Source organism: Streptomyces durocortorensis, assembly GCF_016901035.1.
In the GTDB taxonomy this organism is placed as follows: domain Bacteria; phylum Actinomycetota; class Actinomycetes; order Streptomycetales; family Streptomycetaceae; genus Streptomyces; species Streptomyces durocortorensis.
In genome coordinates this window covers 1-14,254 of sequence record NZ_JAFEUF010000185.1, presented here as the reverse complement: position 1 = coordinate 14,254, position 14,254 = coordinate 1, and the positions used below count along the sequence as shown (strand labels likewise).

The 14,254-nt window shown below is 70.9% G+C and carries 15 protein-coding genes; 8 read left to right on the top strand and 7 right to left on the bottom strand.

Annotated features, from left to right (window positions below):
* Together JS521_RS26685 and JS521_RS26680 are read left to right on the top strand one after the other, a co-directional pair.
* Positions 1 to 1,669: outer membrane protein assembly factor BamB family protein (locus JS521_RS26685; RefSeq protein ID WP_239487868.1), on the top strand; the 1,669-nt coding region annotated here is incomplete at its 5' end.
* Positions 1,670 to 1,921: 252 nt separating this feature from the next.
* A complete protein-coding gene (locus JS521_RS26680) occupies positions 1,922 to 2,674 on the top strand; it encodes a response regulator transcription factor (protein WP_205085520.1) in 753 nt (250 codons plus the stop codon).
* 102 nt (positions 2,675 to 2,776) lie between these two features.
* Here the strand turns inward: JS521_RS26680 and JS521_RS26675 are convergent, their stop codons facing one another.
* Together JS521_RS26675 and JS521_RS26670 are read right to left on the bottom strand one after the other, a co-directional pair.
* Positions 2,777 to 3,085 (bottom strand): hypothetical protein, encoded by a 309-nt coding sequence (locus tag JS521_RS26675; RefSeq protein WP_030803347.1) that lies wholly within the window; start codon positions 3,083 to 3,085, stop codon positions 2,777 to 2,779.
* A gap of 15 nt (positions 3,086 to 3,100) precedes the next feature.
* Positions 3,101 to 4,771 carry a sodium:solute symporter family protein gene (locus tag JS521_RS26670; RefSeq protein ID WP_205085519.1) on the bottom strand — a complete coding sequence of 557 codons (1,671 nt, stop codon included), beginning with the start codon at positions 4,769 to 4,771 and terminating at the stop codon, positions 3,101 to 3,103.
* A 234-nt stretch (positions 4,772 to 5,005) separates the two neighbouring features.
* On the opposite strand from JS521_RS26670, the gene galT reads away from it, so the two are divergent.
* The 3 genes from galT to galK are packed head-to-tail and all read left to right on the top strand — an operon-like array spanning position 5,006 to position 8,243.
* Positions 5,006 to 6,049 carry a galactose-1-phosphate uridylyltransferase gene (gene galT, locus JS521_RS26665; RefSeq protein ID WP_205085518.1) on the top strand — a complete coding sequence of 348 codons (1,044 nt, stop codon included), beginning with the start codon at positions 5,006 to 5,008 and terminating at the stop codon, positions 6,047 to 6,049.
* Between the two features lie 14 nt (positions 6,050 to 6,063).
* Entirely contained in the window at positions 6,064 to 7,044 is a 981-nt protein-coding gene (gene galE / locus JS521_RS26660) for a UDP-glucose 4-epimerase GalE (protein WP_205085522.1), read from the top strand.
* Complete coding sequence (galK, locus tag JS521_RS26655; protein WP_205085517.1) at positions 7,041 to 8,243, top strand: galactokinase; 1,203 nt, start codon at positions 7,041 to 7,043, stop codon at positions 8,241 to 8,243. The genes galE and galK overlap by 4 nt, the downstream gene beginning before the upstream one ends.
* A 63-nt stretch (positions 8,244 to 8,306) precedes the next feature.
* Here galK and JS521_RS26650 read toward each other — a convergent pair whose 3' ends face one another.
* On the bottom strand, positions 8,307 to 8,747 hold the full coding sequence (locus JS521_RS26650; protein WP_205085516.1) for a GNAT family N-acetyltransferase: 441 nt from the start codon (positions 8,745 to 8,747) through the stop codon (positions 8,307 to 8,309).
* 257 nt (positions 8,748 to 9,004) lie between these two features.
* Here JS521_RS26650 and JS521_RS26645 point away from each other — a divergent pair, with 257 nt between their 5' ends.
* On the top strand, positions 9,005 to 9,790 hold the full coding sequence (locus JS521_RS26645) for a response regulator transcription factor (protein ID WP_205085515.1): 786 nt from the start codon (positions 9,005 to 9,007) through the stop codon (positions 9,788 to 9,790).
* Here JS521_RS26645 and JS521_RS26640 read toward each other — a convergent pair.
* Positions 9,746 to 10,243, bottom strand: a complete 498-nt coding sequence (locus JS521_RS26640; protein WP_205085514.1) for a MarR family winged helix-turn-helix transcriptional regulator — start codon at positions 10,241 to 10,243, stop codon at positions 9,746 to 9,748. The genes JS521_RS26645 and JS521_RS26640 overlap by 45 nt on opposite strands.
* An 89-nt stretch (positions 10,244 to 10,332) precedes the next feature.
* Between JS521_RS26640 and JS521_RS26635 the strand changes: the two genes are divergently transcribed.
* Together JS521_RS26635 and JS521_RS26630 are read left to right on the top strand one after the other, a co-directional pair.
* Complete coding sequence (locus JS521_RS26635) at positions 10,333 to 11,142, top strand: trans-aconitate 2-methyltransferase (protein WP_205085513.1); 810 nt, start codon at positions 10,333 to 10,335, stop codon at positions 11,140 to 11,142.
* Positions 11,142 to 11,531 (top strand): VOC family protein, encoded by a 390-nt coding sequence (locus JS521_RS26630; protein WP_205085512.1) that lies wholly within the window; start codon positions 11,142 to 11,144, stop codon positions 11,529 to 11,531. Before JS521_RS26635 ends, JS521_RS26630 begins: the two co-directional genes overlap by 1 nt.
* An 11-nt stretch (positions 11,532 to 11,542) precedes the next feature.
* Here JS521_RS26630 and JS521_RS26625 read toward each other — a convergent pair whose 3' ends face one another.
* The 3 genes from JS521_RS26625 to JS521_RS26615 form a co-directional block, all read right to left on the bottom strand.
* Positions 11,543 to 12,145 carry a Uma2 family endonuclease gene (locus tag JS521_RS26625; RefSeq protein WP_205085521.1) on the bottom strand — a complete coding sequence of 201 codons (603 nt, stop codon included), beginning with the start codon at positions 12,143 to 12,145 and terminating at the stop codon, positions 11,543 to 11,545.
* 112 nt (positions 12,146 to 12,257) lie between these two features.
* On the bottom strand, positions 12,258 to 12,944 hold the full coding sequence (locus JS521_RS26620) for a TetR/AcrR family transcriptional regulator (RefSeq protein ID WP_205085511.1): 687 nt from the start codon (positions 12,942 to 12,944) through the stop codon (positions 12,258 to 12,260).
* Positions 12,941 to 13,927, bottom strand: coding sequence for an acyl-CoA desaturase (locus JS521_RS26615; RefSeq protein WP_205085510.1), 987 nt, complete (start codon positions 13,925 to 13,927; stop codon positions 12,941 to 12,943). Before JS521_RS26615 ends, JS521_RS26620 begins: the two co-directional genes overlap by 4 nt.
* Between the last annotated feature and the right edge of the window lie 327 nt (positions 13,928 to 14,254).

Sequence of the window (14,254 nt, the reverse complement as noted above, 5' to 3'; positions counted from 1 at the left end):
GCCCGCCGGCGGCTACCCCACCCCGCCCGCGCCGCAGCCCAACGGCTACGGCTACCCGCAGGCCCAGCAGGGGTACGGCTATCCGCAGAGGCCCGCCGGACAGTACGGCCAGCCCGGTCAGCCCGGGATGCCGCAGCCGGGGTACGGCTACCCGACCCAGCCGATGCACCCGCAGTACGGGGCCCCGCAGCCGGGCGGCGACGGCGGCGGCAAGAAGTTCTCCACCCAGATGCAGATCATCGTCGCGGCGGCCGTCGCCGTGGTGCTGATCATCGGCGCCGGGCTCATCTACTCCACCACCGGCGGTGACGACAAGGGCGGCAAGAACGAGGCCTCCTCGTCCGGCTCCACCGGCGGCGAGGGCAAGGGCGGCGAGGACGGCGGCCTGGCCGGCGGCAAGGAGAAGGCGCCCGCCAGCACCAAGTCCAAGGTCGCCTTCCAGATCCCGGAGCCGGAAGTCGACGACATCACCACGGTCGAGGGCTCCTGGCTCACCGACAAGGCGTACGTGAAGCCCGGCGTCGCCGAGATCATCGCCTACGACCGGGACAAGGGCACCGAGCTCTGGTCCGTCCCGCTGCCCGGCGAGGTCTGCACCGCCTCCCGGCACATGAGCAAGGACTACAAGACCGCGATCGTCTTCGAGGAGAAGAAGGCGACCAAGGAGGACAAGTACCCGTCGTGCAACCAGGTCGGCATGATCGACATGGCCGCCGGCAAGCTCGTGTGGAGCAAGGGCGTCACTTCCGCCACCGGCGGTGACCAGCAGGTCCGCTTCGACGAGGTCACGCTCAGCGGAACCACCGTCGCGGCAGGCGGCACCTCGGGCGGCGCGGGCTTCAAGCTGGCCGACGGCGCCGAGCTCTGGAAGCCGAAGGTCGGCTCGGACGGCTGCTACGACCGCGGTTACGGGGGCGGCGAAGCCCTCGCCGTGGTCCGCAGGTGCGGTGAGATCGACAGCCCGCAGCTCGCCATCGAGGCACTGAACCCGAAGGACGGCGCTCCGCTGTCCTCGTACAAGATGCCCGCGGGCATCGACTACGCCGCCATCGTCTCCACCAAGCCGCTGGTGGTCGCGGCCGATGTCGGCGACACCGCCGGCGACGGCAGCGGCATCTCCGACTTCTTCTCGATCGACGCGGCGACCGGCAAGCTGAAGGTCCGTATCTCTGCCGACGCCGAGCAGTACGCGGCCCGCTGCGGCTCCACCGATGTCGAGAAGTGCCAGAGCCTGGCCGTCGGCAACAACCGGCTCTACCTGCCGACCGAGAAGCACGACGGCACCAGTGAGTACGGCGACACCAACGAGATCGTCGCCTTCGACCTGACCACGGGCAAGCTCCTCGGCAACCGGGCCGACGCCGGCGACCGCTACAGCCTGGTCCCGATCCGCATGGACGGCACCAACGTCATCGCGTACAAGGAGCCCCCCTACGACAAGGGCGGCCAGATCGTCTCCATCGACGGCGAGACCTTCAAGCAGACCGTGCTGATGGAGAACCCGGACGACGAGGCGGTCCGGGAGGCGGAGCGGAGGTTCACCAGCGACCACTCCGAACTCCTCTACGCCGACGGGCACTTCTTCAAGTCGAAGAGCCTGGTCAGCAAGCGCAGCGTCATCGACGCCGACGACAAGCTCTATCTCGCCGTCGGCTACCGCACCGACTGACCACCGCGCTCCCCGGGGAGCGTCGTGCAGCACAAGGCCCCGCCGGTCGATCACCCCCACCGGCGGGGCCGATCGTTTTCCGCCGGTGAAGTGATCACCGACTGCCGGTCAACGAGCCCCGAATCGCGCAGAATTCGGCATTCTGGTGGGCTTCTCCCACGTAAGCGCCGCGCGGCACCGGGCGAGCGTGTAGCTTGCCGGGGCAGGAGTCCGGGGGGCCGGGCGTACAGGGCTTTTGGGGGCTGAGGACCGATGGGCGTGCGGCTCATGGTGGTCGACGATCACCGTCTGCTCGCCGAGGCACTCGCCTCGGCGCTGAAACTCCGCGGGCACCGGGTGCTCGCGGCGGCCGCGCCCACGTCCGGGGCCGCCGAACTGGTGGTCAGCAGAGCCCCGGAGGTCTGCCTGTTCGGTACGGCGTCGCCCGCCGCCCCCGGCGTCTTCGACCCGATCGCGCGCATCGGCCAGGAGCGCCCGCAGGTGGCGGTGGTGGTCCTCGGGCCGGTGCCCAGCCCGCGCGGGATCGCCGCGGCGTTCGCGGCCGGGGCCGCGGGGTACGTCCGGCACGACGAGCGCATCGAGGGCGTCGAGCGGGCGATGCTCAAGGCGCGGGCGGGGGAGAGCGCCATCGCCCCGCAGCTGCTGCGGAGCGCCTTCGCCGAGCTGCTCAACCCGGCGGCCCAGCCCGACGACGAGGGGCGGCGGCTGCTGCGGATGCTCACCCCGCGCGAGGCGGAAGTGCTGGTGCGGGTCGCCGAGGGCGAGGGCACCCGGCTGATCGCGGCCGGGATGGACATCGCCCCGAGCACCGCGCGCACCCATGTCCAGCGGGTCCTGATGAAGCTCGGGGTCGGCTCCCGGCTGGAGGCGGCCGCCCTCGCCGCCCGGACGGGACTGCTGGAGCGGGCCGCGGGGAACGGCGTCGCGCCGCAGGGCCCGTACACCCCGGAGGGAACGCCGCGCGGTACGCCGCAGGGGCCGTACGTCCCCGGGCAGAGCGGGTGACGGACGGCCCCTGCGGGACGTGACGGCCGGGCGGCGGGCTCACCGGTGGTGGGCGGCCGGGCAGTGGGCTCACCGGTGGCGGGCGGCCGGACGGCGAGGGGATCAGCCCGCGCCGGACCCCGGCTCCCGCTCCGGCTCCGCTTCCGGGGCCGCCGGGGCCTCGGCCGGGCGCAGCTTCATCCAGACCAGGAAGAACAGGCCGAGCGCCAGCATGGCGAGGCCGGTCCACAGGTTGATGTGCACGCCCTCGGCCTTCTTCAGGTCGGCGTCGGACGGGCTGAGTCCGGCGATGGTGACGATCACTCCGTAGACCACGAACAGGCCGCCGATGATCCGCCGGATGTCGAAGAGACGGGCCGCGGTCGCGGACTTGCGCTCCAGCTCGGAGACTTCCTTGTGCAGGTCGGACATGGTGAGTGCCTCCGATCAGAACGAGTAGGGGATGTAGCACGCGGCGGCGAGCACGATCGCGCCCCAGCCGAGCAGGGCCGGCTTGCGGTACCAGGCCTTGTCGGCCTCCTCCAGCTCCTCGTCGGGGCTCGGCGACTCGGTCCCGTACACCAGACCGGCCAGCTCCGCTTCGGGCTTCGGCGCGGTGAAGAGGGTGACGACGACCATGACGACGGCTCCGGCGACGAAGCCGACGATCGCGGAGACGAAGTTGGCTCCCTGGTCGGAGGGGATGTCGATGATCCCGCCCTTGTAGATCCAGAAGTAGTTGATCATCGCGGCGGCGGTGCCCGCGACCAGGCCCCAGACACCGGACTTCATCGAGGCGCGCTTCCAGAACATGCCGATGATGAAGACGACGAACATCGGGACGTTGAAGAACGAGAACAGCGTCTGGAGGTAGCTCATGATGTTCGAGAAGCTGGCGGCGATGAACGCCGTGCCGATCGAGGCCAGCACGCCGATCGCGGTGATCAGCCGCCCGAAGCGCAGGTAGTACGTGTCCGGCTTGTCCTTCACCACGTACCGCTGCCAGATGTCGGTGGTGAACACGGTGTTGAACGAGGACACGTTGGCCGCCATGCCCGCCATGAACGCGGCGAGCAGACCGGTCACCGCGATGCCGAGCACACCGTTGGGCAGCAGCTCCTGCATCAGCAGGGGTATCGCGTCGTTGTAGGTCAGGTCGGAGTCCGGGGTGCCGATCTTGGGCACGATCACGGCGGCGACCAGGCCCGGGATCATCACCGCGAAGACGATGAAGATCTTCGGGAAGGCGGCGATCAGCGGGGTGCGCTTGGCGGCGGAGAGGTTCTTCGCGGACAGCGCGCGCTGCACCTCGGCGAAGTTCGTCGTCCAGTAGCCGAAGGACAGCACGAAGCCGAGGCCGAGGATGATCGTCAGCCAGTTGGCGCCCAGCGGGTTGGGGTCACCGATGCCGGTGCCGCCCCAGGCGGTCATGAAGTCCCCGCCGTGCTGCTTGGTCAGCGAGTCGCTCATGGCGTCCCAGCCGCCGACCCGCTTGAGGCCGAGGACGGTGAGGGGGATCAGCGCGGCGAGGATGACGAAGAACTGGAGCACCTCGTTGTAGATCGCCGAGGAGAGCCCGCCAATCGTGATGTAGACCAGCACGAACAGGCCCGCGACGACGATCGCGACCCACTGCGGCCAGCCGAGGAGCGCCTCCACGACGATCGACAGGGCGTAGAGGTTGACGCCCGCGATGAGGATCGCCGCGAAGGCGAAGAGCACCGAGCTGAGCAGGTGCGCGGACTTGTCGAACCGCTGGAGCAGGAACTCCGGCACCGAGCGCACCTTGGAGCGGTAGTAGAACGGCATCATCACCAGGCCGAGGAAGACCATGGCGGGGATGGCGCCGATCCAGTACCAGTGCACCACCGCGACGCCGTACTGCGCGCCGGTGGCCGCCATGCCGAGGATCTCGGTGGCGCCGAGGTTCGCCGCGACGAAGGCGAGCCCGGTCACCCAGGCGGGCAGGGACCGTCCGGAGAGGAAGAAGTCGAGGCTCGTCTTGACGCTGGCACGGGCCATGAAGCCGATGCCGAGGACGACGACGAAGTAGATCGCCAGGATGGCGTAGTCGAGCCCGTTCGTGGGGAGCCGAAGCCCTTCGGCCAGAGTCTGCATGGGGGTACTCGCTTCGTATCGCGAACTTAACCCGACGGAACTTACGCCGTCATGTTCGAGAAATGAACAGTCTCCTTGGGGTTCTTTGTTTGATCGTGATCGAGTGCGGTTGATTGTCCAGGTATGGGCCCAGGTGTCTGGTAGGCGTCCGGCGTTCGCGCGGGCATTGACTGAGGTGTTCGCTTGTGATTTGTTATGTGCGATTATGTTGGAGGGATCTGGTGGAGGACCCTGGTGAAGAAGACGGTGACGACCCTCGCCGACGGCCGTGAGCTGATCTACTACGACGCCGCGGACGACACCGTCCGCGACGCCGTCGACCAGCGCCCCCTGGACCCGGTCTCGACCTCGTCCGAGATCCGCCGCGACCCGCTGCTCGGCGACGCGGTCGCCATCGCCTCGCACCGCCAGGCCCGCACCTACCACCCTCCGGCCGACGCCTGCCCGCTCTGCCCCACCCGGGAAGGGCGGCAGAGCGAGATCCCCGACGACCACTACGACGTCGCGGTCTTCGAGAACCGCTTCCCCTCGCTCGCCGGTGACTCCGGCCGCTGCGAGGTCGTCTGCTTCACCTCCGACCACGACGCGTCCTTCGCCGACCTCACCGAGGAGCAGGCCGCGCTCGTCCTCGCCGCCTGGACCGACCGCACCGCCGCCCTCGCCGCCCTCGACCAGGTCACCCAGGTCTTCTGCTTCGAGAACCGCGGCGCCGAGATCGGCGTCACCCTCGGCCACCCGCACGGCCAGATCTACGGCTACCCCTTCGTCACCCCGCGCACCGAGCTGATGCTCCGCTCGGCCGCCCGGCACCGCGAGGAGACCGGCGCCAACCTCTTCGACGCCGTGGTCGCCCGCGAGGAGAAGGACGGCTCACGCGTCGTCCTCGCCACCGACCACTGGATCGCCTTCGTCCCCTACGCGGCGCACTGGCCCTACGAGGTCCACCTGTACCCCCGCCGCCGCGTCCCCGATCTGCGGGAGCTGGACGAGGGTGCGCGGACAGAGTTCCCACAGGTCTATCTGGAACTCTTGAGGCGCTTCGACCGGATCTTCGGACCTGGCGAGCCGCCGACCCCGTACATCTCCGCCTGGCACCAGGCGCCGTTCGTGGCCGACGGCCGGGAGGACTTCGCCCTGCACCTGGAGCTTTTCACCATTCGCCGGACCTCCGGCAAGCTGAAGTTCCTCGCGGGGTCCGAGTCCGGCATGAGCGTGTTCATCAACGACGTGCCGCCGGAGGCCGCGGCCGAGCGACTGCGAGAGGTAGCGAGCCAGTGAGCAACCCCCAGAGCGTGTCCCACCCGTCCAAGAAGTACCTGGTCACCGGCGGTGCCGGATACGTCGGCAGCGTCGTCGCCCAGCACCTGCTGGAGGCCGGGCACACGGTCACCGTCCTCGACGACCTCTCCACCGGCTTCCGCGCCGGCGTCCCGGCCGGCGCCACCTTCATCGAGGGCCGCATCCAGGACGCCGCCCGCCACCTGGACCCCTCCTACGACGGCGTCCTGCACTTCGCCGCGTTCTCCCAGGTCGGCGAGTCCGTCGTGAATCCCGAGAAGTACTGGGTCAACAACGTCGGCGGCACCACCGCCCTGCTCGCCGCCATGCGCGAACACGGCGTCCGCACCCTCGTGTTCTCCTCCATCGCCGCCACCTACGGCGAACCGGTCTCCAGCCCCATCACCGAGGCCGACCCCACCGCCCCCACCAGCCCCTACGGCGCGTCCAAGCTCGCCGTCGACCACATGATCAGCGGCGAGGCCACCGCCCACGGCATGGCCACCGCCTCGCTGCGCTACTTCAACGTGGCGGGGGCGTACGGGAGTTGCGGCGAGCGGCACGACCCCGAGTCCCACCTCATCCCACTCGTCCTCCAAGTCGCCCTGGGCAAGCGCGAGTCGATCAACGTCTTCGGGGACGACTACGACACCGCCGACGGCACCTGCGTCCGCGACTTCATCCATGTCGACGACATCGCCGACGCCCACCTGCTGGCCCTCACCGCCGCCGCCCCCGGCGAGCACCTGATCTGCAACCTCGGCAACGGCAACGGCTTCTCGGTCCGCGAGGTCATCGAGACCGTCCGCAAGGTCACCGGCCACCCGGTCCCCGAGACCGCCGCCCCCCGCCGCGGCGGCGACCCGGCCGTCCTCGTCGCCTCCGCCGCCACCGCCACCGAGCGCCTCGGCTGGCAGCCGTCCCGCGCCGACCTGGCCGGAATCATCGCCGACGCCTGGCAGTTCGCCCGCCGAGAGGACACCACCACCCCATGACCCAGCACGCCGAACCGACCGTGACCGCCGCCGAGGAACACCGGGCCGACCCCGCCGCCACCTTCGCCGAGCTGTACGGAAGCGAGCCCGACGGCATCTGGGCCGCACCCGGACGAGTGAACCTGATCGGCGAGTACACCGACTTCAACGACGGCTTCGTCATGCCGCTCGCCCTCCCGCACACCGCCGTCGCCGCCGTCTCCCGCCGCGACGACGGCGTCCTGCGGCTCTACTCCACCGACGTCCCCGGCGGCGTCGTCTCGCTGCGCACCGACGCACTCACCCCGCACTCCGGCCACGGCTGGGCCGCCTACCCGGCCGGGGTCCTCTGGGCGCTGCGCGAAGCCGGGCACCCGGTCACCGGGGCGGACATCGCGTTGACCTCCACCGTGCCCACCGGCGCCGGGCTCTCCTCGTCCGCCGCCCTCGAAGTCGTCACCGCGCTCGCCCTGAACGACCTCTTCGAGCTGGGCCTGAGCCCGGCCGAGCTGGCCGTGATCGGCCGCCGCGCCGAGAACGACTTCGTCGGCGTGCCCTGCGGGATCATGGACCAGATGGCCTCGGCCTGCTGCACCGAGGGCCACGCCCTCCACCTGGACACCCGCGACCTCTCGCTGCGCCAGGTCCCTTTCGACCTGGCCTCCCAGGGGCTGACGCTCCTGGTCGTCGACACCCGGGTCAAGCACGCTCTCGGCGACGGGGCGTACGCGGAGCGCCGGGCCGGCTGCGAGGAGGGCGCCCGGCTGCTCGGCATACCGATGCTGCGCGACCTGCCGTACGAGAACCTCGCCACGGCGCTGGCCACCCTCGCCGACGCCGGGGCGGACGAGTCGGTCATCCGTTACGTACGCCATGTCGTGGGCGACAACCGCCGGGTCGAGCAGGTCATTTCCCTGCTCGACGCGGGCGACGTCCGCGCCGCGGGCCCCGTCCTGAACGCGGGCCACCTCTCGCTCCGGGACGATCTGCGGGTCTCCTGCCCCGAGTTGGATCTCGTGGTCGAGGCGGCGAACGCGGCAGGGGCGCTCGGCGCGCGGATGACCGGGGGCGGCTTCGGCGGCTCGGCGGTCGTCCTCGTGGAGGAGTCGGCGGCCGGAACGGTGGCCAAGGCGGTCAGCGAGGCGTTCGCGGCGGCCGGACACGCGGCCCCGGGGATCTTCGACGCCATCCCGTCGGCCGGGGCACGCCGACTGCGCTGAGCCCGGTACCGGTCCTGGCCCTGGCCCTGGCCCCGGTACCGGTCCTGCTCCGGCGTCCCGCGCTCACAGGTCCTTGACCAGGATGAACTCGGTGACGCCGGGTGGGTAGTCCGCGACCCGGCCGATCTCCTCGTACCCCTGCCTGCGGTAGAAGCCGGGGGCCTGGAAGTCCCAGGTCTCCAGCCGCGAGCGGGTGCAGGCGCGCTCGGTGCGGGCGGTCCGTTCGGCCTCGGCGAGCAGACGCGCGCCGAGGCCCGAGCCCCGGTGCGGGGCGTCGACCCAGAGCAGATCGACGTGCAGCCAGTACGCCCAGGTCCGCCCGGTCAGCCCGCCGGCCAGGGCCCCGTGCTCATCCAACGCCCACACCTCCAGCGGGACTTCGTGCTCGGCGGAGGTGGAGAGCAGCGCACGCAGGCCGGCCGAAGCGGCGACGTTGTCCTCGTGCAGACGCCCGCTCAGCAGAATGCGACGTTCTCTGTCTACTTCTGTCTCAAGACGGAACATGAAGCACACCCTAAACACCAGGGGAAACACCTGAGGCAACCAGTTCGTCGAATCGCCTTCCCCTCGTGGCCCCCGCCCGTACGCTGATGCTCAGCACCGGTGGGGGCCGGTGTCGATTCAGGGGAGCGAGAAAGCCGGGTACGGCGCCCGGGGCAGGGCGGCAGGCGGTTCGACGACGGCGGTCGTCGGCGCGGCAGGCCGCAGCGAAGCCCCGGCGCCGTACCCGTAGCTGTCCGCCCCCACCGATGGGGGGTTCTGTGGCGCGTATCCGGGTTCTCGTGGTCGACGACCACCGCATCTTCGCCGAGTCGCTCGCGGCCGCCCTCGCGGCCGAACCGGACGTCGACGTCTTCGCGGCGGGCAGCGGCCCGGCCGCGCTGCGCGCGCTGGAGCGCGCGGCCGCCGAGGGGCGCGGTTACGACGTGCTCCTGGTCGACGCCGAGCTGGGCGCCCCGACGAGCGGCGAGCCGCCTGCCGTCCCCGCGCCCCGGCAGGAAGGGGCGGCCGTCGTCGACGGCATCGCGCTGGTCGCCGGGGTCCGCGCGGCCCGGCCCGCCGTGCGGTCGGTGGTGCTCGCGGAGAAGGACGATCCGCGGGCCGCCGCCCGGGCGCTCCAGGCGGGAGCCTCGGGCTGGGTGGCGAAGGACTGCTCGCTGCAACGGCTGCTGTCGGTGATCCGGGGCGTGCTGCGCGACGAGACGCATCTGCCGCCCGCCCTGCTCACCGGCGTCCTGCGGGAGCTGACCGCCGCCCGCAAGCACCGCACCGAGAGCGAGCGGCTGGTGGAGTCGCTGACGCCCCGGGAGCGCGAGGTGCTGCGCTGCATGGTGGCCGGGCTCGGCCGCAAGGCGGTCGCCGAGCGGCTGTTCCTGTCCCCGCACACGGTGCGCACCCATATGCAGAACGTCCTGGGCAAGCTCGGGGTGCACTCGACGCTGGCGGCGGTGGCGCTGGCCCGCCGGGCGGGGGTCGGCCCAGCCGAGCCGGTGATCCGCCCGCTAGGTGGGGATGTTGTCGAACGGGGCGGTCAACTGGCGCAGTAGCCCGGCCAGTTCGCCGCGCTGGGCGCGGGACAGCTCGGCGAGGATCGCGCGCTCCTGGGCGAGCAGTCCGGCCAGCGACTGGTCGGCCTTGTCGCGCCCCTCGGCCGTGAGGCGGACGAGGACGCCGCGCCGGTCACTGGGGTCGGGCAGCCGCTCGACGAGGTTCTTCTTGGTGAGCCGGTCGATGCGGTTGGTCATCGTGCCCGAGGTGACCAGCGTCTGGGTGAGGAGCTGCCCGGGGGAGAGCTGGTAGGGCGCGCCGGCCCGGCGCAGCGAGGTGAGAACGTCGAACTCCCACGGCTCCAGGTTGTGCTCGGAGAAGGCTATGCGGCGGGCCCGGTCGAGGTGGCGTGCCAGACGGGAGACGCGACTGAGCACCTCGAGTGGTTCCACATCGAGGTCGGGGCGCTCGCGGCGCCATGCAGCGACCAGTCGGTCGACCTCGTCCTCCATGTCGATCAGTGTAGATGGTCCCTCGACATGAAGTCTCTTGAATTCAAGTGTCTTGACATCAAGAGATTCTCGGCGTGATCCTGTTCCCCATGACCGCACCCCACCAGCCCTCCTGGGATCCGCAGCAGTACCTGCGCCACGCGGACCACCGCACGCGTCCCTTCCGCGACCTCCTGGCCCGCATCGGCGACCTCCCCGGCCACCCCGCACCCCGCATCGCCGACCTCGGATGCGGCGCGGGCAACGTCACCACCCTCCTCGCGGAGCGCTGGCCGAACGCCCGGATCACCGGCTACGACACCTCACCCGAGATGCTCGCCGAAGCCGCCGCCCACGCCCGCCCGCCCCTGCTCGACTTCGCCGAGGCCGACGCCGCGACCTGGACGCCCACCGAGACGTACGGCCTGGTCGTCTCCACCTCCGCACTCCAGTGGATCCCCGGCCACGCCGACCACTTCCCCCGCTGGCTCGACGCCCTCGCCCCCGGCGGCACCCTCGCCTTCCAGGTCCCGAGCAACTTCACCGCCCCCAGCCACACCCTCTTGGCCGGCCTCCGCGAATCCGCCCGCTGGCGCCCCCTGCTCCACGGCGTCGGCGACCGCAGCGCTTCCGTCCTGGACCCCACCGACTACCTCACCCGCCTCCGCGACCTCGGCTGCACGGCGGACGTCTGGGAGACCACCTACCTCCAGACCCTGCACGGCGACGACGCGGTCCTCGACTGGGTCAAGGGCACCGCCCTGCGCCCCGTCCTCACCGCGCTCGCCGACGACCCCGCCGCCCGCGACGCGTTCCTCACCGCCTACCGCGACCTGCTCCGCGAGGCCTACCCGCCCGGCCCGTACGGCACGGTCTTCCCGTTCCGCCGCATCTTCGCCGTAGCCCGCAAGGAGAAGTGATGACCGCCTCCGGCTCCGCGCCTGTCGGCCTCGCCGCCGTCGACCACGTACAGCTCGCCGCCCCGCCCGGCGCCGAGGACGCCCTGCGCACCTACTACGTCGACGCCCTGGGCATGACCGAGATTCCGAAACCCCCGGTGCTCGCCGCCCGCGGCGGCTGCTGGTTCGCCGCCGGCCCGGTCCAGCTCCACCTGGGCATCGAGGAGGACTTCCACCCCGCGAAGAAGGCCCACCCGGGCCTGCGCGTCACCGGTATCGAGGCCTACGCGGCCCGCCTGGAGTCCCACGGCGTGACCGTCACCTGGGACGGCGACCTCCCCGGCCACCGCCGCTTCTACGCCCACGACCCGGTGGGCAACCGGCTGGAGTTCCTGGAGCCGGACGCGTAACCGGGCCTGCTCTACAGCGCTGCGAGCGCCTCCGCCGAGATGTCGATGTCCACCGGGAACGGCACACCCGTCTTCAGCCGGTCGTGATGGATCCCGGTCAGCGCGTACGCCTTCGTCACCGGGTCCAGCTCGTAGACCCGCACGACGGGGTGCTGGTCGGTGCCGGTCATCTCGACCAGCCAGAAGTGCGGGATGCCGGCGGTCGCGTACTTGTGCGGCTTGGCCTCACGGTCGCGGGCCTCGGAGTCGGGGGAGACGACCTCGACGGCGAGGAGAACGTCGGCGGCCTGGTACCGCGTCACGTCGAGTCCTGTGATCGCCTCGGTCCGCACGACGGAGACGTCCGGCTCCGGAGCGTTCCGCCGATCCAGCACTACGGTCATCTCCCGGCGCACCCTCACCTCCGGGGGCGCCGTACTGCGCAGTCCCGTCATCAGCAGATCGATCATCGTGCTGTGAAAGTCTCGCTGCGGACTCACGAAAACCAGGCTCCCGTCGATCAGCTCGGTGTGCGGCGGGAGATCGGGCAGCGTGAACAGATCGTCCACGGTGTATCCGTCCTGCGGGGGCACCGGCCAGCGGGAGCTGTGCGCGGTGGTCGGCTCGGCGGTCATGGTTCCTCCCATGGACGAATCCTCTGCCCTCCCGACCACCCTACGGCGGGAAATCCGCACGCGTCATCACAACGGGTGACGGCGTGCGGGAGGGTTACGTGATCAGCCCCGATCAGCTCTTCCGGTGCCCTATCAGCCGCGGCTTCGCCTCCAGGTTCTCCAGCCCGTGCCAGCACAGGTTCACCAGGTGGGCGGCCACCTCCGCCTTCTTCGGCTTCCGTACGTCCAGCCACCACTGGCCCGTCAGCGCGACCATTCCCACCAGCGCCTGCGCGTACAGCGGGGCCAGCTTCGGGTCGAAGCCGCGGGCCTTGAACTCCAGGCCCAGGATGTCCTCCACCTGCGTGGCGATATCGCTGATCAGGGAGGCGAAGGTGCCCGTCGACTGCGCCACCGGCGAATCCCGCACCAGGATCCGGAAACCGTCCGTGTACGACTCGATGTAGTCCAGCAGCGCGAACGCCGCCTGCTCCAGCAGTTCGCGCGGATGGCCCGCCGTGAGCGCTCCCTGCACCATGTCCAGCAACTGGCGCATCTCGCGGTCGACCACCACCGCGTACAGGCCCTCCTTGCCGCCGAAGTGCTCGTACACCACCGGCTTGGAGACCCCGGCGCGCGCCGCGATCTCCTCCACCGACGTGCCCTCGAAGCCCTTGTCGGCGAACAGGGCGCGCCCGATGTCCAGCAGTTGCTCGCGGCGCTCCTTCCCCGTCATCCGGACCCGCCGGGCCCGGCGGGAGGGGGAAGTCCTGCTCTTCTCGCTGCCTGTGCTGGAGTCCGTCGCCACGTCGTCAATCATGCCGCGTCGGCCGGTACGGACGTGCGCCGGGAGTCGATACGCGCGGCATCCGGCCAGCGCACGTCGTAGGCCCAGCCCAGCTTCTCGAACCAGCGGATCAGCCGGGCGCTGGAGTCGATCTGCCCCCGCATCACCCCGTGCCGGGCGCTCGTCGGGTCCGCGTGGTGCAGGTTGTGCCAGGACTCGCCGCACGACAGGACCGCCAGCCACCACACGTTGCCCGACCGGTCACGCGACTTGAACGGCCGCTTGCCCACCGCGTGGCAGATCGAGTTGATCGACCAGGTCACGTGGTGCAGCAGGGCGACCCGCACCAGCGAACCCCAGAAGAACGCCGTCGCCGCGCCCCACCACGACATCGTCACCAGACCGCCCACCAGCGGCGGGATCGCCAGCGAGACGATCGTGAAGGTCAGGAAGTGGCGCGAGACCGCCCGGATCGCCGGGTCCTTGATCAGATCGGGGGCGTACTTCTGCTGCGGCGTCTGCTCCTCGTCGAACATCCACGCGATGTGTGCCCACCACAGCCCCTTCATCAGGGCCGGCAGGCTCTCCCCGAACCGCCACGGCGAATGCGGGTCGCCCTCCGCGTCCGAGAACCGGTGGTGCTTGCGGTGATCGGCCACCCACCGCACCAGCGGCCCCTCCACCGCCAGCGAGCCCATCACGGCCAGCGCGATCCGCAACGGCCGCTTCGCCTTGAACGAGCCGTGGGTGAAATACCGGTGGAAGCCGATCGTGATCCCGTGACAGCCGATGTAGTACATCGCCACCAGCAGACCGATGTCGAGCCAGCTCACCCCCCACCCCCACGCCAGCGGCACCGCCGCGACCAGCGCCACGAACGGCACCACGATGAACGCCAGCAGCGCGAACTGCTCGATCGACCGCTTGCTGTCGCCGCCCAGCGTGGCGGAAGGCTGCGGTGTCGCCGTCGCCCCGGGCGGCTCGGTCTCGTCGATCACGGGAGGAGTGCTCGGCATGGGGGGATACCTCTGAGGGTGAGGGAGAAGGCTCGGACGGCCGTGGCTACGGTTCCGTAACCTACGGCTTGGTAAGTATGGCAGTGACGGGCCCCACAACACGAGAGGCCGCTCCAACCCGTCCCACGCGGTAGCCCGCCCGTCACCGGGGTAGGGGGTAACCGCCCGGGTGCGCCCGCGGCGGCGGCCGCGACCCCTGCGGGGCAACGGACACGCCGCCTGCGACGACACCTATCCTGGGAGGGTCGGACAGCGCGGTCCGCACCCGCTCGTCGGGGCGTGGCGACAGCACCGCTGCCAGCCGCAGGGCCCCGGACCCCGCCACCC

Bases quoted from the DNA above. Each gene is read 5' to 3' on its own strand.
- JS521_RS26680 (WP_205085520.1), top strand. From the start codon at position 1,922: ATGGGCGTGCGGCTCATGGTGGTCGACGATCACCGTCTGCTCGCCGAG.
- JS521_RS26675 (WP_030803347.1), bottom strand. From the start codon at position 3,085: ATGTCCGACCTGCACAAGGAAGTCTCCGAGCTGGAGCGCAAGTCCGCG.
- JS521_RS26670 (WP_205085519.1), bottom strand. From the start codon at position 4,771: ATGCAGACTCTGGCCGAAGGGCTTCGGCTCCCCACGAACGGGCTCGAC.
- galK (WP_205085517.1), top strand. From the start codon at position 7,041: ATGACCCAGCACGCCGAACCGACCGTGACCGCCGCCGAGGAACACCGG.
- JS521_RS26650 (WP_205085516.1), bottom strand. From the start codon at position 8,747: ATGTTCCGTCTTGAGACAGAAGTAGACAGAGAACGTCGCATTCTGCTG.
- JS521_RS26640 (WP_205085514.1), bottom strand. From the start codon at position 10,243: ATGGAGGACGAGGTCGACCGACTGGTCGCTGCATGGCGCCGCGAGCGC.
- JS521_RS26635 (WP_205085513.1), top strand. From the start codon at position 10,333: ATGACCGCACCCCACCAGCCCTCCTGGGATCCGCAGCAGTACCTGCGC.
- JS521_RS26630 (WP_205085512.1), top strand. From the start codon at position 11,142: ATGACCGCCTCCGGCTCCGCGCCTGTCGGCCTCGCCGCCGTCGACCAC.
- JS521_RS26625 (WP_205085521.1), bottom strand. From the start codon at position 12,145: ATGACCGCCGAGCCGACCACCGCGCACAGCTCCCGCTGGCCGGTGCCC.
- JS521_RS26620 (WP_205085511.1), bottom strand. From the start codon at position 12,944: ATGATTGACGACGTGGCGACGGACTCCAGCACAGGCAGCGAGAAGAGC.
- JS521_RS26615 (WP_205085510.1), bottom strand. From the start codon at position 13,927: ATGCCGAGCACTCCTCCCGTGATCGACGAGACCGAGCCGCCCGGGGCG.